Consider the following 18044-nt stretch of genomic DNA (forward strand, 5'->3'; position numbering starts at 1 on the left):
GACCTTCCGGATGATGTGTCCGCTAATATAGCCGCCGGCACGGAGTGTGGGTCCCGGGTCCGTCCCCGTCGACACCCCGGATCCGGGCCGGGACCGGAATCCGAAAGCGGTCAAGAAAGACGGGAGGCCCGGGACTCGCGCCCCGGGCCTCCACTCGACGAACCTGCCGGTTTCTCCCGCGTCCCGTCAGTCCGGATCTGTCCTGCCGGACGCCTGACGCCGGAAGCCGGATGCCGTCATCTCTAGTACATGTCCCCCATGCCGCCGCCGCCGGGGGCGGGAGCCTTCTCGGGCTCGGGGATCTCGGTGACGAGGCACTCGGTGGTGATCAGGAGGCCTGCGATGCTCGAGGCGTTCTGCAGGGCGGTCCTGGTGACCATCGTGGGATCGACGATGCCGGCTTCGAACATGTCCACGTACTCGTTCGTCTGGACGTTGAGGCCCATGCTGCCGCCGAGGGACCTCACCTTCTCGACGACTATGGCGCCCTCGAGCCCTGCGTTCACCACGAGCTGGCGCAGGGGCTCGTTCAGGCAGCGGCGGATGATGTCCGCCCCCGTCTTCTCGTCGCCTTCGAGGTTCATCTTGTCGAGAGCGGCCTCGCACCTGATGAGGGCGACTCCGCCGCCGGGGACGATGCCTTCCTCGACTGCGGCACGCGTGGCGTGGAGGGCATCCTCCACGCGAGCCTTCTTCTCCTTCATCTCGGTCTCGGTGGCTGCGCCCACGTTCACCCTGGCCACGCCGCCCGCCAGCTTCGCAAGCCTCTCCTGGAGCTTCTCGCGATCGTAGTCGGACGTGGTGTCCTCGATCTGCTTGCGGATCTGGTTGACGCGGCCCTTGATGGAGTCGGTGGCGCCGGCGCCCTCGACTATCGTGGTGTTGTCCTTGTCGATCGTAATGCGCTTGGCCTTGCCGAGGTCCTGGAGGGTGATGTTCTCGAGCTTGATGCCCAGGTCTTCGGTGATGGCGCGGCCGCCGGTCAGGACGGCGATGTCCTCGAGCATGGCCTTGCGACGGTCGCCGTAGCCCGGGGCCTTCACGGCGGCTACGTGCAGCATGCCGCGGACCTTGTTCACGACGAGGGTGGCGAGGGCCTCGCCCTCGACGTCCTCGGCGATGATCAGGAGGGGCTTGCCGAGCTGGGCGATCTTCTCGAGGATCGGGAGGATGTCCTTGATGTTGGATATCTTCTTCTCGTGGATGAGGATGAAGACGTCTTCGAGGACGCACTCCATGGCCTCGGCGTCGGTGACGAAGTAGGGGCTGAGGTATCCGCGGTCGAACTGCATGCCCTCGACGACGTCGAGAGTGGTCACCATCGACTTGGCCTCCTCGACCGAGATGGTGCCGTCCTTGCCGACCTTCTCCATCGCGTCGGCGATTATGTTGCCGATCTCTTCGTCGTTGTTCGCGGAGATGGAGGCCACCTGGCGGATCTCCTCGCGGCCCTTGACCTCCTTCGAGAGCGTCTTGAGCTCGGCGATGACGGTTTCCACGGCCTTGTCGACGCCCCTCTTGAGAGCCATCGGGTTCGCGCCGGCCGTCACGTTCTTGAGGCCTTCGCGGTAGACGCATTCGGCAAGGAGGGTGGCGGTGGTGGTGCCGTCACCGGCGTTGTCGCTGGTCTTGCTCGCGACTTCACGGATGAGCTGCGCGCCGATGTTCTCGAACTTGTCGGGGAGCTCGATCTCCTTGGCGACCGTGACGCCGTCCTTCGTGATCGAGGGGGATCCCCACTTCTTCTCCAGGACTACGTTCCTGCCCTTGGGGCCCAGCGTGACCTTCACCGCGCGGGACAGCTTCTCCACGCCGGCGAGGATGGCCTGCCTGGCTTCCTGGTCGTACTTGAGCTGCTTGGCTGCCATCTTCTGTCCTCCTATGCTTCGATTACGGCCAGGATGTCATCCTCGCGGACGATCACGTACTCCTCGCCGTCGATCTTCACTTCCGTGCCGGAATACTTGCCGATGAGGACGCGGTCGCCAGCCTTGACCACCGGGGCCAGGAAGGCGTCCCCGTCCTCGTTGCGCCTGCCCGCTCCCACTGCGATCACGGTGCCCTCGAGAGGCTTCTCCTTGGCCGTATCGGGGAGGACGATCCCGCCCTTGAGGATTTCCTGCGGCTCCTCGCGCTTCACGAGGACCCTGTCGAACATGGGACGCACCTTGGTGCTCGACATGCTTCTCGGCTCCTTTCGCCAGAGTGTTCCTGACCAACTATCCGGGGACTTCGTACCGCTAATAAGCAAACGGCATGCCAGATTCCGGCATGCCGGCAGGGCAAAGGCATCATGTTGCGCCGCTTTATGCTGCAGATGGCGGCACGCCCGAGGTCGACTCCATCGACCGGCAAGCGGCGCCCTCCGTGGTCAGATTGGCACTGCCGGACCGGATCGAAGAACGGACGGCCCGGCACGGGGCCGGGCCGTCCAGCTGCCCTTGCAGGCCGTCAGTTCTCAGAGGGCGGGATGCAGTTGTACGGCACCGTGATGCTGATGGGTTCCTCGAGGAGACCCGGGCCGTAGTCGAGGCCCTGCATGGCTTCATCGGCCGCCCGGGCCACGGATTCCAGGCCGGGGTCGCTGGTGATGGAAACCTCGGTCAGGGCACCACCCGGGGCGATCGTGAACGATACCGTCACGGTGCCGGTGGCGCCGGGTTCGATGGTCAGCAGGTCCTCGTAGGAGACTGCGATGGCATTCCTGATCTCCTCGAGCGCCGGGCGCAGCTCGCACATCGCTATCGGAGCCTGCTGCGCGGCAGCCAGGGCGGCGATCACGAGAAGGATGACGGAGTACTTCACGGCTCCACCCTTTCTATTCCGGAGGCACCAGGTTGAAGGGCACCGATATGTCGAGATTCGAGGTCTGCCCTTCGGCGGGTCCGAAGTTCAGGCCGGCCACGGCGGACTGGATGGTCGGCTGGAGGGAGGCCAGGTCTCCCGGGGCGCTGACGCTGACGCCGGTCACGGATCCCGACGGTGTGATCGAGAAGTTGATGTAGATGTTGCCGCCTGCCATGGGATTCGTGCGGAGCAGGCTCTCGTAGGCGGTCTGTATCCTCATCTTGATGACGTTGATGCGGCCCCTGATGTCGGTCATGTTCCTCTGTCCGAGATCGAGAGCCTCGCCGCTTCCCGTGGCCGAGAAGCTCACCTGGGCGGCCCTGTGGACCGCTTCGATATCGCTCTGGGAGACCGTTTCGGCGGTCTGGACGACTCCGCCGCCGGCGGGGACCAGCCCGGTGAGGCCGCCCGATCCGCCTCCGCCCGCTCCGGCTATCAGGGCCTGCCCGGACTGGCCTGAGGCCAGGCCGAGGCCCGACGATGCGGCCGACTGCAGGTCGCCTATGAATCCGGACCCGCCGCCGGCCCCCTGGGTGCCGTATGCCGCGAAGCCGATGTTCTGCAGGACGCTCTGCCCCGCTGCCGCTCCGGCAGCCACTCCGGCCGGGCCGGGGCCTCCCCCGCCGGGCGCACCCCCGCCGGGTCCGCCCACGGTTCCGACCTGCTCGCCGATGTCGGACTCGGAGATGATCTCCTCGCCGATGCCCTCGATCTGGGTCTGGGGCGGGTTGGCCAGGCTGGCCACCCTCGCGGTCGGCGCCCTGCGCAGGATGTCCTGCTTGCTCTCCTGTGTGACGACCACGAGGCGGTCGAACACCGCACCGCCGATGAGGGAGAAGAACAGGACGAATCCCATGACGAGTTGGAGACGGTTCTTCTCGGCCCCCTGGCCCTTGAAGGCTATGGCGTCATGGGGGCGGGCGCCGAACACCTCCCACGAGTACTTCGAGGGAGCAGCAGGCTTCTTCTCGATCGCCGCGGGCTTCGGAGGGGCCTTGGGGACGACCTCCTTCGGAGGTTCGGCGAAGCCGAAGAAGACCTCCGTGCCGGCGATGCTTATCACGCCGGACACGTTCTTGTCCATCACCCAGATCCAGGGGTCGCCCGGCTTCTCCTGGCGCATGAGGTTGCGCTCGATGAGAGTGGAGAAGGGGATGATGCTGCCCTTCACCTCGACCCCGCCCTTGATCTGCGGGATCAGGCGCAGGACGTACCTGCCGCCCTGCGGCTCCATCAGGGTGTGGATCCTGGGCAGCCCGGCATTGCGCACGGACACGGTGTTGTAGTCGGCCTCGCCCACGGTCATTATGCCCGCATTGGGGTAGACGTCCCTCCGGGGGGCTCCGTGAGCCTCGACCGAGATCTTGAGGACCCTGGGATCGTCCTTGACGGGGGCCTGCTCGGCCGCCGCCCTCTCGGCCTTCGGCGCGGGCTTCTCGGGCTCCCTGCGCTCCGGAGGGGCGATGAACCCGAAATGGACGGCATACGGGCCGATGTTGACCTGTCCCTGGTCACCGTGCTTCACGTTCAGGAGATAGAAGCCCTGGTCGTCCCTGGGGAAGATCCCGAGGTCCTTGAGGTCGGCGAAGTCCAGCCTGGTGCCGTCGGAGGACGTGATCAGCGCGGTCATGGTCTCCGAGAGCCTCAGCACCCAGGTGTCCCTGTCGGGCCCAGGCATGATGAACACGAAGCTCTCGGGGATGCCCGGGTGCTCGATCGCGATGTTGTTGTTGAACCCGGAGCCGAGCCTGATCTGCACCCTCTCGGGGATGAGCTTGTTGACGACCTTCCCGTCCCTGAGGACGGCTATCGCCAGGACCTTCTTCTCGGGGGCCGTACCCTCAGCCATTCTCAGTACCGCCTCCCTCCTGCATCTTGATGACCTCCAGGTTCTGCGTCGCGTATCCCGCTTCCGAACAGCTGGACATCACCCGCTGGAGGAGGATGGCCGGGACCGCGACGTCGCCCTGGATGTTTATCTGCGTGTCCTCCTCGGTGACAGTACCCCTGAGCTGCCGGCTGTATTCCAGGTGGTCGCGGAGCCTGGTGACCACGGCCGGGATCGAGTTGCCGGTGGACAGGAGGTTCTCGTCGACGGACACGATGGGATCGCCGTCCACCACTATGACGCTGTTCGTCACCTGGATCTCCAGCCTCAGCTTGACGGGAGTCTCGATGGTGGATTTCGGAAGGGTCAGGGCGTCGCTGAGGGTCACGATCTGTCCGTCGGCGCTGTAGGCTTCCAGCAGGAAGACGACCAGGATCGTGAACATGTCGATCATCGAGGTGAGCTGCACCTCGACCTTCTTCTTGCCCCTGACGTTGGCCTTGGTCTTGTTGTAGCCGATCAGGAGCGGAACGTGCCTCTTGGTGGGAGTGCTCATTTCCTCCTCACCTCCCCATCGCGGCGTCGGTGGCCTGCTCGACCGAGGCGGTCGGGGCCACCTGGAGGCCGGGCTGGTCGAAGCCGGCTTCGGCACAGGCGTCTATCGAGGCCACGATGTTGTCGTACCTGGTCTCCTCTACGGTGAGGATCGTCACCTTGTGGAACTCTATCTGCGGGTAGGCCTCGGAGAGCAGGCGGTGCACCTCCGTGGCCTTCGTGGTCAGGGAGTCGAAGTCGTACGTGAGCATGTCCACTCCGTCGACGTTCTGGGTGAAGGAGTAGCATACGTGGGCGGTGCCGGCCACGGTGCCGATGAACATCTCCTCGTCTGTGAGGATGACCTTCGGCTGGAGCCTGTCCTCCTCGGACCTGGCCAGGTTGGCCACTGCGCCTGCCCCGGCCGCCCCGATCCCCTCGGTCTGGGCCATCTGGATGATGGTGACCTCGAGGAAGGACGCGCTCAGGAGCAGGAACGGGATGATGCAGCAGAAGAGGTTCATGACAGGGAGCAGGTCGAGCGCCTCCGAATGATGGACCTTTCTGCTCCTGCCGCTAGCCGCCTTTGCCATCAGCCTTCCTTCCGGGCCTGTGCGAGCATGTTGATGACCATGACCGAGTAGCGGTCGATGTCATCCACCAGGCCGTCCGCCTTGGAGGTGAGGAAGGAGTGCACGATGAGCTGCGGAATGGCCACGATGAGGCCGAACGCCGTCGTGTTCATGGCCATGGCGATGCCGCTGGCGAGGATGCGGCCCTTGGCCTCCGGGTCCGCCGCCGAGACGGCGGCGAACGCCTGGATCAGTCCGAAGATCGTGCCGAGCAGACCCACCATCGTGGAAACGTTGGCGAGCATCGCGAGGTAGCCCGTACGGGCGCTGATCCTGGGCAGTTCGGCGAGGGCCATCTCGTCGACGGCGTTCTGGATGTCCCGCTCGGTGCCCCTGTAGTTGCGCAGGGCCGACTCGATTATCCTGGCCAGGGGTGCGTCCTCCTCGGCGGATGCAGCTATGGCACCCTCGATGCTGCCCTTGCGGATGAGGTCGGCTATGCGGGCCATGAACTCCTCGGGCTTGATGTTGGCCTTGAAGAAGAGGAAGACCGCCCTCTCGACCATGATCGCCAGCCCCGCCGCGAGGAACAGCAGGATCGGCCACATTGCGAAGCCGCCTTCGCGGAAGAACTTCGCTATCTCGGAGATGAGTCCGGGTGAGGCGGCCTCGGCCTCTGACGCAGTGGAGTCGGCCGCGGCCGTGGTATCGGCTATAGCGATGCCGGCCGTATCAGGATCGGCTATGGGTTCGACCGCCGCGGAGTCTGCCGCCGTCGAGTCCGATACTGCGGTGGAGTCTACGGCAGCGCTGTCCGGAACGGTCGCGGTCTGCGCGAGCACCGTGCCGCTCGAGAGGCAGAGCACTGTCATGAGCACAGTCAAGAGGGAACGAGGCATCAACGGTCTCCTCTCTGGGCGACCTGGTCTACACTACATGCCGACCAGATCTAGGACTAGATTTCCGGCCAGACCCAGCCCGGCGATCACGCCGAACACGAGGCCCTCCTCGTCATCACCTTCCGAATACTGAAGGGCGGAGAGCCCGCCGAATGCGGCGACGGCTCCGTATCTGAGATACCATGGCAGGTTGGCGATCCTCTGGCTGGCGCCGAACGTGGGCTCGTCCGCGAAGGCACCGGGATACACCGGCCTGATCACATCAGAGATGAAGCTCCTGTCCAGGAGCACGTTGCTGAGGCTCGGAGTGCTCTTCAGGATGAGGAACATCGCCTGCGGAGTCCGCAGTTCGCCCTGGATGGTGATCTCCTCGAGGATGAGCCTGCCCTCTTCGAGATGGGCATCCTGCGCAGACGCCGGGCGCACCGACGGGATGGCCAGCAGGGCCAGCATGGCGAGACCGGCGCGCATGGCCGGCATCAGGAGACCCCCGCGAGGCATCCGGGCTGCGCCGGCAGGCAGGAGAGCGGCTGGGGCTCCCCTGCACCCGTCGAATCCGGAGCCGCCGTGGAATCCTGGGGCGCCGTGGTGTCTGGAGGAGGAGGAAGGGGCGCGTATCCCGGCAGGCCGAGGGCGGCTGCGGTGCCTGGTGCGAGCAGTTCGAGATGATCTGCCGCCTTCGTCACCCATTCGTTGTCGATGCTCGAGCTCACGGCCTTCTCCACTGCGGTCTGGTACACCTGCAGGGCCTTCTGGATGTAGCTCTCCATCACGGGCATGAGCTGGTCGTAGAAGGCCTGTATCCCGGTGTCGTCGAGCCCGGCGGGAGGCTGCATGTACCCGATCTCGTTGGCATAGTCCTCGTAGAGTTCGCCGGCCCTGACGCAGGAGGCCATGAACCAGACGTCAGTGAAGTAGTTGAGCGCCTTGGCATACCAGGACTCCGTGGCCTGCATGAGCTGGGTCTTGGTCTGGGCGGTCTCGACGGTGGTCATGACCGCGTCGTAGTCGAGGTAGGCCATCTCGCCGAGGTAGAAGGCCGACATGGCGGGATAGTAGGCGTCGCCCTCCCTGTACTGGTCGTAGACCTGGATCGAGCTGCTGAACATCTGCCTGGCCGTTGCGTAATCGCCCGACTCGTACTCGTATTCGCCGTACTTGCCGTAGACCTGGGTCATCACATCTGGGCCGGCTCCGCCGGCTACGATCATGTCGTCGTAGACCATGGTCGCCAGGTCCATCCTGCCGGCCTCCTCGTAGGAAACGGCCGCGCTGTACATCGCGCTCTCCATGTCGGGGGCGCCGGGATACAGCTGGGCGGCCCTCCGGTAGATGTCGCCCGCCTCGATCAGCATGCCGGCCTCCCTGGCGAGGAATGCCGATCTCAGGAGGCCCTGCGGAGCCAGTTCGCTCTGCGGATACTGGGTGGAGATCCCGTCGAAGACCCTTATCGCGTCCTGGATGGCTCCGGCCCTGGCGTAAGTCTCGCCCGCGTCGTACATGGCGGTCGGCGCGACGGCCGAACCGGGGTGCTCCTGGGCAGACTCCTCGAAGCGCTGTGCGGCCTGTATCAGGCTCTGCACGTCCTCGGACTCGGCCAGCGCCGCGGCGTCCTTGTAGGCCGCGGTGGCGGCCAGCAGGTCGACGTCCTCGCCCAGATCCTCGCCGGTCCTGGCGGCGGTGTCGGAGGCGCGGCCGTACCACTCCTCCGCCTGGGCGTACATCTGCTCGGCCTCGTAGGCTGCCGCTATGAACCTGGCCGACCTGGCCAGGTACTGCGAGTTCGGATAGTTGTTGTAGAGCGAGAGATAGACGCTCCTGGCGTTTTCGTAGTCGCGTGCGTTGTAGCAGTTGGCCGCGGCCGCGTACAGGAACTGGTCCACATACTGGCCGGCCGGGAACTGAGTCATGTAGTAGTTCGTTGCCTCTATCTGCTTCTGCCTCACCGATGCGCTGTCCATCCCGGCCTCGTCGGTGTAGGCCGAGAAGTAGGACCCGCATGCGTTGATGGTCGCGTCCTCGCGCCTCTGCGCGGAGGAGCTGTCCCTGGCGAGCGCGAGATACGTGTCGCCCGCCTCTACGAACCTCCCGAGAGCATAGTAGGAGTCGCCCAGGAGGAATCTGAAGTCGTAGTTCTGCCTGCTGTCGGGGTATCCCGCGAGGTACGACTCCACCCTCTCCGCCAGGGCCTGGTAGTTGTCGCGCTGGAGCGCGGGATCGCCGGCGGCCGAGACGGCCTGGCCGTGATAGTAGGCTATCGCCTGTTCGAGCGAGATCTCCCTGAGGGTGTCGATGGCCGCCACGGCCTGCGAGTCGCCCAGCCCGAGCGCCCACGTGCCGCCGGGACTGTAGTCCTCCACCAGCTGCTCCCTGGCCTGGTTGGCCAGGGCTGCATCGCCCAGCCCTTCGTAGCAGGCTGCTATGCCCGCCTGGAAGTAGGGGGCCTCCCTGTAGCCGGGGAACCTCTGCAGCAGGGCCTGATAGCAGTCGATGGCCTCGTTCCAGTACCCGCTCGCCCTGTACTGGTCGCCCATGAAGCCGAGAACCGTGAAAGACACGGAATCCCTTCCGAAATAGTCCAGGAAGCGGGTCGCCAGGGGCACCGGCGCACGCGACGTCTGCTCCATGAAGTCGTGGGCCATGTACTCCATCGCCTCGTCGATCATGGCGCCGCCCCTGCGCGAGATGCCGAGGGAGTCCATGAGCTGGCTGTCCTCGATCAGATATGCGAACACGGCTGCGGAGCGGAAGTACTGGCTCTGCAGATAGTGGTTCCATCCGAGCTTGTAGATGCCGAGCTGGAACATGTCGGGATCGGCGGCCGGGTACTCGAGCAGCCTCTCGTAGTAGATCTGCGCGCTGTCGAAGTCGAACGAATCGAAATAGAAGTCGCCGGTGCGGACGCATGTCTCGGGAGCGAGCTGGCTCTGGGGGTGCTCTTCGAGGAGCCTTCTGTAGCTCGACACCGCCCCCCTGGGATCGCCCATCTTGTCCAGGCAGTAGCCCAGAGAGTAGAGGGCTACGTCCTCCACGTCGCTTCCGGGGTACATCGTGAGAACGCGCTCGTAGAGATCGACCGAGCGGGAATAGTCCTCGAGCACGTATCCGGTCTCGGGGGTGGCCCGGGCGATCCTGTCGAGGTAGGCTGCGTTGTCCAGATCGTACTGGAGCTGGGCGAGCCTCACGAGCACGTCGGCGGAGAAGCGGCTCTCGGGGAAGTTGCCGATGTACTCCTCGAACAGGGAAGCGCAATGGGCTGCAGAGGCATCGATGCGGGACTGGAGGGCGGTGGTCTCCCTCTGACGCTGGGAGATGAGCGAAGACGCCGAAGCCGAGTCGCCCCGGGCGTACGCCTCCTGGATCTGCTCCTGGTAGTACGAGCCCAGATATGACAGGGAATCCCTCTTGAGCTCCCGTTCCATGAAATACGCGATGGCGATGCCGTACTGCGTCTCCTGCACCCAGTTGTGCTCCTGGGAGATGCCTTCGTCGAACTTCGACGCGAGGTCGAGAAGGGACAGCCTGATCCTCTGGACCTCGCCCTCCAGCGACTGGAGCTGCTGCCTCTCGGCCTCCGTCCCGGTCTCCTCGGCCACGCGGGTGGTCTCCTCGATCGACAGCGCTAGGGCGTCCGTCGCGGCGCGGCTGTCGGATATCATCCGGTTGAGCTCGGCACTCATCGCACGGGGGTCCATCTCTCCGGCGGGGAGCGACTGGGATGCCTCCATGGCGCTGATGTTGACGAACATGGCGCGCAGGGCGGCCTCCTCCTCCTCTATCCTCGCGACGACGTCGAAGGCCCCGTTGGAGTAGGCCTCCTGCTTGAGCTCGGCGAGACCCGCCCTGATCCTCTCGAGGCGCTCGCGTTCGCTCTGGTACTGGCTGTCGCCCGTCGAACCGTCGCCGAGGATCCCGGAGGTGTCGGTCTGCCTGTGCGTGTCCAGGAGCTGCTCGTAGCGGGCAATGGCTACGTCGAGATCCTCGGCACCCAGCGCGCAGTTGGCCATGGCCAGCTCGAACTCGGACCTCAGATCGCTGGCGGGAACCTCGGTGATCACCCTCTGGGCCAGATTGTAGGCCTCCTGGTACTCCTGCTGCCTCATGTAGACCCAGACCTTGCCGAGCATGCCCACGTCGTAATACGGGCTGTAGGGCGATACCCTGTCGTACATGTCGTGGGCCTGGTCGAGGTTCCCCTCCTCGACGTGGATCTGGGCCAGGGCGATGACCGCCCTGTCGGCCAGCGCGGCTTCGGAACTCGTCGACCTCGGGCGGTCGAGCACCGCCTCCAGCTCCGTCCTGGCCTCGGAGAGCATCCCCTGCTCGACGTATGCCACGGCGGTGAGGTACTGGGACAGGGCCGCGTACTCGCTCTGCGGGCCGATCTGCGACAGGAGGCCCCGGGATTCCTCGAACATCCCCCTGTTGTGATAGGACAGCGCAGCTGCGATCACGGCCAGATCCATGTGCGGGAATCCCGGCGATCGGGTGCGCAGCGAATCGAAATATGCGATGGCGGTTTCGAACTCCTGCAGTTCGAAGTTGATGAGTTCGAGCCTGAAGAGCGATTCGGAATGGTACTCGCTCCCGGGGAAGTTCTGGATCACTGACTGGAATGCGTCGCGCGCCCAGACTATGGATCCCGCGAGGTAGAGCTCCTCGCCGAGCCGGAATGCGCTCTCGGCCGTGCTCATGATGGCGGCCTGACGCCTTAGGTCGACCAGTTCGGACTCGATGCGGCCGAGCCTGGACTCCTCGCGCCCGATCAGCTCCTCGAGGGATGCCAGCTCGGCGCGGGCGCGCTGCAGGAGGACCTCTAGATCGTCCTCCTCGGCGGGCTGGGCGGCGCCCAGTCCGGTCACCAGCAGGAGGACCGCTGTCAGGAGTTTGTGAGTCATCCGTCCGTCCGGCTTCTCAGTCGCCTTCGAGCTGTTCGCGAAGCCTGCGGAGCTCTTCCTCGGCGGCGCTGCGCCTGTCCTCGAGCTCCTGCAGTCTCTGCCTCGCCCTCTCGATGCGCATCTGCTCGCGCTCGAGCTCGAGCCTCTGGGCGCCCAGGAGGGGTCCGATCCGGGCCTCGAGGGAGAGGCTGAACTTGGAATTCTGCATGACATCCATGCGATCGACGTTCTCCGGCGGGAGAACGCTCATCTCCATCTCGGCCCACGTGGCGTTCAACGTGAAGGTGCGGCTGAGACTGTAGGAACCGCCGAGATTGAAGTCCCTCCCGTCCTGCTCGAATGCGATCGAGAAGCTGTTGGAGGGGCGGAACACGATCGACCCGAAGAAACCGCTCGCCACGTCGCTGCCTATGCCTGCGGCGCCGTTGTCGATCACGCCGACGAAGCGCCCGGTGCCGATGCCGATGCTGACGGTGGCGGGGACGCCCGTGAGGTTCTCGATATCCTTCGAGAGAACACCGTATGCGGACATGTTCTGGGAGTGCTCGTACCCGTAGAGCTCGCCGTCGAGACCCTCGAAGCAGTCGATGTTCTTCTCGCCGGAGATGTTCTCGAGCCCTATCGCGAAGGCGGGAACGCTTATGCCCTCGCTGAGGATGCCCACCTTCACCGACCCGGCGATGCCGCCGTCGGCCAGCCAGGAGACACCCACCTGGCCGTACCGGAACAGGCCTACGTCGACATGGCCGGTGATCTTGAACTCGCTGTCCGACGAGCCTGCCGAATCCGTCACGGAGTAGGCCGAACCGGAAACTCCGGCCTCGATTTCGGTATGTCTCAGTATGTAGGCGTCCGGCGAGTCGAGGACCCCGGCGCGGCTGTAGGGAAGTGACCCGCCGTATGCCGCGGCGGCTGCGAAAATGAGCGCTAATGCGGTATTTCTCATCGGCAGAGGCCTCCGGGATCTCCCTGGGATGTTAGCCGGTGTCTTCGGCGCGATTAGTATTGTCCGTTGTGAATTGCAGGTCAACGACGCACGGGAGGCCCTCCGTCGTTGACTGGAATGCTGCGGATTCGCTAGCTTTATCAGGGTTTATTCCCTTTCCTGGAGGTCGCATCTGTTCCCGACAGCGGTTCTGGCAGCCGTCGCTCTCCATGCAATGAACCCCGTACCGCTGTGGCAGGTTCCAGCCGGAGCGATACCCAGGGATTCCCCCATCCTGGCGGACGACGGAGGAGCCGGCCTGTGCACCTTCATCCCCCTGGGCGACAGGGGGCTCGGGGGATGGGACGCATCCGGGTCGCCGATCCCCGGTTTCCCTCTCTCGACGTCGGCCGGGGTCAGCTTCAGGCCCTGTTCCTTCGATTCCCGCATCCACGGCGACATGGCCCTGTGCCATGTCGACGACGAAGGCCGCCTGCACCTGACCGACCTCGGGGGCGACGAGTTCCCGGGCTGGCCCGTCGATCTCGGCTCCCGCCCAGTGACGGGGGTATCGGCGCTCGATCTCGATTCCGACGGCGCGAGGGAACTCGCTCTCGGCACGACAGACGGAAGGATACACCTGCTCGACGAGTACGGCAGAGCCCTGCAGGGCTGGCCGCTGGAACCGGGGGGCAGGCTCGAGTGGACCCCATCGCAGGTGACGATCGGGAGCGGTCTGGGTGCCGGCGTCGTCTGTGCGCTGTCGAACGCCTCGATAGCCGTATACGACATCAGCGGCATGCTGCTCCCCGGGTGGCCGGCAGGCACGGGCTTCTCGGTATCCGCTGCTCCGGTGTCGGCAGACCTCGATGCCGACGGCCTCTCGGACATCATCTTCGCCACGGGCGACAGGAAGGTCCACGCCCTCGACCTCCACGGGGCCCGGCTTCCGGGATGGCCGTACACCCTGGACTCCAGGCCTGTGAAGGGCACTCTCGCCATCGGCGTGATCGACTGTGCGGCCGGGAGGCTCCAGGTGTCCCTCGCCACCGAGGCATCGCTGCTCTACCTCATCGACAGCGACGGTTCACTGGCCGGGACCTGGCGCTGGCCGGTAGCCGTGGGAGGCAAGCCCACCTGCCCCCTCCTCCTCTCGACCTGGGACCGCAACACGGTCCTGGTGTGCACCGACGACGGTTCGGTGCTGACATGGGATTCGGACGGGGAGATCCTCGACGAGCGCAGCTTCGTCCATCCCGAAGGCGTCCTGTATGCACCCGCCGCCGGTGACGTGGACGGGAACGGCATCACCGACATCGTCGTACCGGGGGTGAACGGGCTTCTGGCAGCGTATCCCGTAGGATCAGCCTCGCCGGGACCCTGGCCCATGTCCTACGCCGATGCATCCAATTCGGGCAGCTACGGCCTCGGAACCCTGCCGATGCTCACGATCTCGGGGCTTTCGGGCGAGTACACGGGTGATGTGAACGTGCAGTTCTGCTCGAGCGGAGGGCTTCTCACCGGCCTGGACGTGTCCTGGTCGACCGACGCCGGCCTGTCGTGGACCCAGACGCGCAGCTTCAGCGAGACGGGAAGCGGGATCGTGTGGAGGAGCAGGGACGATCTCGGGAGCGTCGAGGCCAGGGACGTCAGACTCAGGATCACGCCGAGATGTGCTTCCGGACCCGGCATAGCCGGGGTTTCCTCTATATTCCGCATAGACAACAACTCCCCTCCCGGGCTCTATCTCACCGCTCCGGAGCTCTTGTCCGAAGGGACGTACCGGATCGATTACGCCGTCGAGGATGCAGAGAGCGACGTCCTGAGCCTCCAGGGGCAGTACTCGGTCGACGGCGGCCTGACATGGACTCCGGCCGTTCTCCGGGGCAGTACCCTCGAGATCGACCCCTGGCTGTACGGCGAACCGCTGGAATGGGACGCAGGGCAGGATCTGGCGCGGGTGGCCGGAGAGGGCGGCCTGACGTTCAGGATGAGGGCGCTCGACGCGGACGAGGGGGATTGGTCCGTCATAGAGGGTTTCGGCAGCGACAGCTCGAGTGCCCATGCCGGGCAGGTCCTCGCCCCGGACTACGAGGTCTCGGGCAGGGTGAGGCTCGGTGTCAGACTGCCCGGGATCGAGGACATCATCGGAGGGGTGGACTACGAGTACTCGCTCGACGACGGGATCACATGGAGCAGGGCCACCATCTCCGCTCCCGGCGAGTTCGATCCGAGATTCTACGAACGGGAGATAGTCTGGGAGTCCCGGATCGACGCGCCGGGCGTGGACACCGGCAGGGCGAGGTTCAGGGCCTCTCCGTCCGGAGGCCGGACCCTGCCGGTACCGTCATCCGCGTTCCACCTCGACAACAACTCCCCTCCCGTGATCGACCTGACGTCCCCGGGCGCCAGGAGCGTTCACAGGGGGCTCGTTCCCGTAGCGCTGGCCATGACGGATGAAGAAGGAGACGGGCTTTCGGTCGGCATACAGTACAGGGCCCTGGGCTCCGATGCCTGGATCACCGCCACCGGAGTCATGGACAGCGGGCCTTTCGGACCCGAAGGGTACCGCCGGACGCTCGGGTGGAACTCCTCCGCCGACCTGCCCGGAGCGGAGGAGGAGGAGATCGAGTTCAGGGCCTTCGCGGCGGACATGGACACGACATTCTCGGCCGTCGTGTCGCCCGTCGCCATCGTGAACACATCCCTGCCTGCGGTGATCCAGGCGGTCGCGAACGTCGATCCGGAGACGGGGAGAGTGTCGGTGCAGTACGAGATGACCGATCCGGAGGGGATGGCGCTGGATGCTGCGGTCTCCCTCAGCCTCGACGGCGGTGTCACATGGAGGCCCGCCACGACGGAGGGATCGGGTGCGGCCGGCGCCGGCGGGCCCGGGATGGTAACCTGGCTGAGCAGGCGCGACGTTTCGGAAGTGCCGGCGAGGGTGCTGCTCCGGATCACGCCGTCTACGCGGAACCGCACCGGCACTCCCCGGACGGTCGAAGTCCTGCTGGAGCGCTAGACCCCGAAGGCCGACTTCCCTCCGGACATGGACAGAGTCAGCGGGGCACGCCTCCCGGCCAGTTCCAGCATCCTCCCCGCGATCCCCCGGATGTCCCACTGGGCGTGGGAGTCTTCGCGCAGCCGCGAGAAATGCACCAGCTCACGCGCGTTCATCGACACGATGACTGCTCTCCTGTGCGCGTTCAGCAGGGCGTACGGCCTGAGCGGAACGGGCAGGGAGGCCGCCAGGCTCTCCGCTGCGGCCCTGCCGCGGGAAAGGAGCCGGCCCGCCCGGGTGCCCGTGAATGACGGAGGAACCACGATGCCCGAACCCGGATAGGGTGCGGAGGCCGATATCGTAGCCATCCTGTGCCTCTTGATCTGGGCGAATGCGGTGGAGGACGCCGACAGCTCGAAGGTGAAACGGGCCATCTCCCATATCCTCGGCAGCGCGTCGTGGACCCCGAGCCTGTCCCTGAAATCCTCGAACAGCAGCTCCCTCTCCGGGCCCTCCATCGCCCTCCAGGCGGACCGGGCCCTGCCGTGGGTCAGCCCGTCCCTCTCGGCGATGAGACGGATGCCCACTGCGGCGTCGCCGTCGCCATCAACGAGGGACACTGCGCGCCGGGGCACCCCGCGGGGCGACAGGGCGGAGCGCGCTGCGAACGAATCCATCTCCACGGGCGTGGTGTGTCTGAAGAGCGAAGGGGCGGCCGGCTCGACCGCGTCCGATATGGCCCCGGCCAGCGCGGCCACTTCGGGCACCGGCCATGCTCTGAGCCTGCGCATGATGTGCTCGAGCTCCCTTGCGTTGGCCGTCATGCCCATCTGGCAGGCCGTGGCGAGAGGGAGCACGTACCTGGCGTCCTCCTTGGCCGATGCGGCGGGGACGCCGGCGGCCTCGAGGGCTTCGAGGATACCGCCGTACAATCCGAACAGTTCGCGGCAGGTGCTCTCGAAGACTCCCGACATGCCCTCCGGGAGCCCTTCCGGAACGATCCAGTCGCCTTCCATCCTTATGTAGCGCTGGGACTTCTCCATGAAGCTCGCGAGCCTGAAGGACTGCAGGGCCTCGGCAGCGAACCTGGAGATGCCTCCTATGTCGAGGTTGAAGACCGCGTGCTCTGCAACCGATGAGTGACCGAACCCGAACACGATCCTGGAGTTGGATTTCCTGGCGTTCGCGGTCTCCCTGGCGGCCTCCTCCCTCAGGTCCCACACCGGCCGCGGATCCCGGCTGATCCTGGCATAGGCCGCGGAGATCGTCTCAGGCGTCTCCGACGAGAACTGCCTGTCGGTGTTGAAGCCGGCCAGCACCACCCTCAACTCTTCATCCTCCTGGCCGTCCCGATCGCGAGAGGATGGTCCCAGGGGAGCCTGTCGACCATCAGCCTCTCGAGTTCCCTGGCGGGGTGGGGTGACGCGAGCGCCTTCCGCCAGATCGAGAGGAGCCTCGTGATGTCGTTCAGATAGGGAAGGATCTCGAATCCTCCCGGGCTCTCCTTCAGGCGGTCGCGGAACGCTTCGAGGTCGCGGCTGGCACGCTCCGCCGCGGCCGGAAAGCCGGTGCCCCTCTCGAGGGCATCGCCGAGGCTGTCCAGAAGGTCGATTATCTTCGGACGCACCCCCCAGGGGATGTCGTGGAACTCGGAGAGAAGCGCGAGCCCTTCGGTCAGGCCCGTGAGCCCCGGCGGGATCTCCGGCGCGCCGCCCCCGGAGAGGAGCGAGGCCATCCTCCAGAGCGTGTAGAGCGAAGGGACGGCCCTGAACGAGGGATTCAGCAGGTACCCGCATCCCTCGACGACCCTGTCTCGGGGTTCGCCGAGGAATAGCCTCCTCAGAGTGTAGTCGTCGGCCAGGAGGTTGTCCCAGATCACGACGCGGCCCTCTGCGGCGATCCCTTCGACGGCGGGGCACAGGTCCATCCTCCGCGGGATCACGCCCGAGCCGGTCCAGAGGATGGCGCATCCCTCGGGGAGGAGCCTGATGAACTCGGCCAGATAGGCCTCACCCTCCCCTTCCTCGAGCTGCTCCCCGCAGTAGACCGTGGGGCAGGCGACCACGGGAAGCCCGCCTCCGGCCGCGGCTTCGGCGAGGAGTGCGGCCTGCCCGGCGGCGAGATCCCTCGTGGCCGGCTCCTCGACGTCGTCGAAGAGCACTGCGAAACCGGCGGCGCCTATCCCGCGGGCCTCGGCGGCCTTCTCGCGGAGCAGCGGCGCATCGCCTTCGCGGAACTTCCACGGGCTGCATCCCTCGATCCATGACACCCCCAGGCGCTTCGCACCGGACACCGAGGATTCGAGATCAGTCATCGAAGCATCGGGGCGCCTCTCCCTCCAGCGGATCCGGTGGAAGGGATCGTCCTTGGGCGCATGGAGCCATGCCGGGACGCCCGGCAGGACCGAGACGATGTCGAGCATCGCGAGCCTGTGCGGGGAAGGGTACGGCGGGCCGTAAAACCCCTCCACCACACCTCTTAGATCGTTGAAAAAGCTCACTTTTCGTTGACGCTCCCTCGCCCGTTGACTAGCTTCGCGG

At 65.7% G+C, this 18044-nt stretch carries 13 protein-coding genes; 1 reads left to right on the top strand and 12 read right to left on the bottom strand.

The window, feature by feature from the left end; all coding sequences use genetic code 11:
• Window positions 1-242 precede the first annotated feature (242 nt).
• The 10 genes from groL to QUS11_06250 form a co-directional block, all read right to left on the bottom strand.
• A complete protein-coding gene (groL, locus tag QUS11_06205; protein MDM7992890.1) occupies window positions 243-1868 on the bottom strand; it encodes a chaperonin GroEL in 1626 nt (541 codons plus the stop codon).
• An 11-nt stretch (window positions 1869-1879) separates the two neighbouring features.
• Complete coding sequence (locus QUS11_06210; GenBank protein MDM7992891.1) at window positions 1880-2182, bottom strand: co-chaperone GroES; 303 nt, start codon at window positions 2180-2182, stop codon at window positions 1880-1882.
• Between the two features lie 269 nt (window positions 2183-2451).
• Window positions 2452-2805: a TonB family protein gene (locus tag QUS11_06215; protein MDM7992892.1), complete on the bottom strand. Its 354-nt coding sequence runs from the start codon at window positions 2803-2805 to the stop codon at window positions 2452-2454.
• 13 nt (window positions 2806-2818) lie between these two features.
• Window positions 2819-4696, bottom strand: coding sequence for a hypothetical protein (locus tag QUS11_06220; protein ID MDM7992893.1), 1878 nt, complete (start codon window positions 4694-4696; stop codon window positions 2819-2821).
• Window positions 4689-5231, bottom strand: coding sequence for a biopolymer transporter ExbD (locus QUS11_06225; protein MDM7992894.1), 543 nt, complete (start codon window positions 5229-5231; stop codon window positions 4689-4691). The genes QUS11_06220 and QUS11_06225 overlap by 8 nt, the downstream gene beginning before the upstream one ends.
• A gap of 7 nt (window positions 5232-5238) precedes the next feature.
• On the bottom strand, window positions 5239-5802 hold the full coding sequence (locus QUS11_06230; protein ID MDM7992895.1) for a hypothetical protein: 564 nt from the start codon (window positions 5800-5802) through the stop codon (window positions 5239-5241).
• Window positions 5802-6659, bottom strand: coding sequence for a MotA/TolQ/ExbB proton channel family protein (locus QUS11_06235; protein MDM7992896.1), 858 nt, complete (start codon window positions 6657-6659; stop codon window positions 5802-5804). Before QUS11_06235 ends, QUS11_06230 begins: the two co-directional genes overlap by 1 nt.
• Before the next feature lie 54 nt (window positions 6660-6713).
• Window positions 6714-7181, bottom strand: a complete 468-nt coding sequence (locus QUS11_06240) for a hypothetical protein (protein ID MDM7992897.1) — start codon at window positions 7179-7181, stop codon at window positions 6714-6716.
• Complete coding sequence (locus QUS11_06245) at window positions 7160-11578, bottom strand: tetratricopeptide repeat protein (protein MDM7992898.1); 4419 nt, start codon at window positions 11576-11578, stop codon at window positions 7160-7162. The genes QUS11_06240 and QUS11_06245 overlap by 22 nt, the downstream gene beginning before the upstream one ends.
• Window positions 11579-11594: 16 nt before the next feature.
• Entirely contained in the window at window positions 11595-12524 is a 930-nt protein-coding gene (locus tag QUS11_06250; GenBank protein MDM7992899.1) for a hypothetical protein, read from the bottom strand.
• A gap of 214 nt (window positions 12525-12738) precedes the next feature.
• Here QUS11_06250 and QUS11_06255 point away from each other — a divergent pair, with 214 nt between their 5' ends.
• Window positions 12739-15525: a hypothetical protein gene (locus QUS11_06255; GenBank protein ID MDM7992900.1), complete on the top strand. Its 2787-nt coding sequence runs from the start codon at window positions 12739-12741 to the stop codon at window positions 15523-15525.
• Here QUS11_06255 and QUS11_06260 read toward each other — a convergent pair.
• Together QUS11_06260 and QUS11_06265 are read right to left on the bottom strand one after the other, a co-directional pair.
• The gene (locus tag QUS11_06260) at window positions 15522-16826 is read right to left on the bottom strand and encodes an FAD-dependent thymidylate synthase (protein ID MDM7992901.1); all 1305 of its coding nucleotides are present in this window, start codon (window positions 16824-16826) and stop codon (window positions 15522-15524) included. The two genes, QUS11_06255 and QUS11_06260, sit on opposite strands and share 4 nt — an antisense overlap.
• Before the next feature lie 2 nt (window positions 16827-16828).
• On the bottom strand, window positions 16829-17974 hold the full coding sequence (locus QUS11_06265; GenBank protein MDM7992902.1) for a beta-N-acetylglucosaminidase domain-containing protein: 1146 nt from the start codon (window positions 17972-17974) through the stop codon (window positions 16829-16831).
• Between the last annotated feature and the right edge of the window lie 70 nt (window positions 17975-18044).

This window comes from Candidatus Fermentibacter sp. (assembly GCA_030373045.1).
Classification (GTDB): domain Bacteria; phylum Fermentibacterota; class Fermentibacteria; order Fermentibacterales; family Fermentibacteraceae; genus Fermentibacter.

Excerpts from the sequence above, each read along its gene's own strand:
- groL (MDM7992890.1), bottom strand. The coding sequence starts at position 1,868 with ATGGCAGCCAAGCAGCTCAAGTACGACCAGGAAGCCAGGCAGGCCATC.
- QUS11_06210 (MDM7992891.1), bottom strand. The coding sequence starts at position 2,182 with ATGTCGAGCACCAAGGTGCGTCCCATGTTCGACAGGGTCCTCGTGAAG.
- QUS11_06220 (MDM7992893.1), bottom strand. The coding sequence starts at position 4,696 with ATGGCTGAGGGTACGGCCCCCGAGAAGAAGGTCCTGGCGATAGCCGTC.
- QUS11_06225 (MDM7992894.1), bottom strand. The coding sequence starts at position 5,231 with ATGAGCACTCCCACCAAGAGGCACGTTCCGCTCCTGATCGGCTACAAC.
- QUS11_06230 (MDM7992895.1), bottom strand. The coding sequence starts at position 5,802 with ATGGCAAAGGCGGCTAGCGGCAGGAGCAGAAAGGTCCATCATTCGGAG.
- QUS11_06240 (MDM7992897.1), bottom strand. The coding sequence starts at position 7,181 with ATGCCTCGCGGGGGTCTCCTGATGCCGGCCATGCGCGCCGGTCTCGCC.
- QUS11_06245 (MDM7992898.1), bottom strand. The coding sequence starts at position 11,578 with ATGACTCACAAACTCCTGACAGCGGTCCTCCTGCTGGTGACCGGACTG.
- QUS11_06250 (MDM7992899.1), bottom strand. The coding sequence starts at position 12,524 with ATGAGAAATACCGCATTAGCGCTCATTTTCGCAGCCGCCGCGGCATAC.
- QUS11_06255 (MDM7992900.1), top strand. The coding sequence starts at position 12,739 with ATGAACCCCGTACCGCTGTGGCAGGTTCCAGCCGGAGCGATACCCAGG.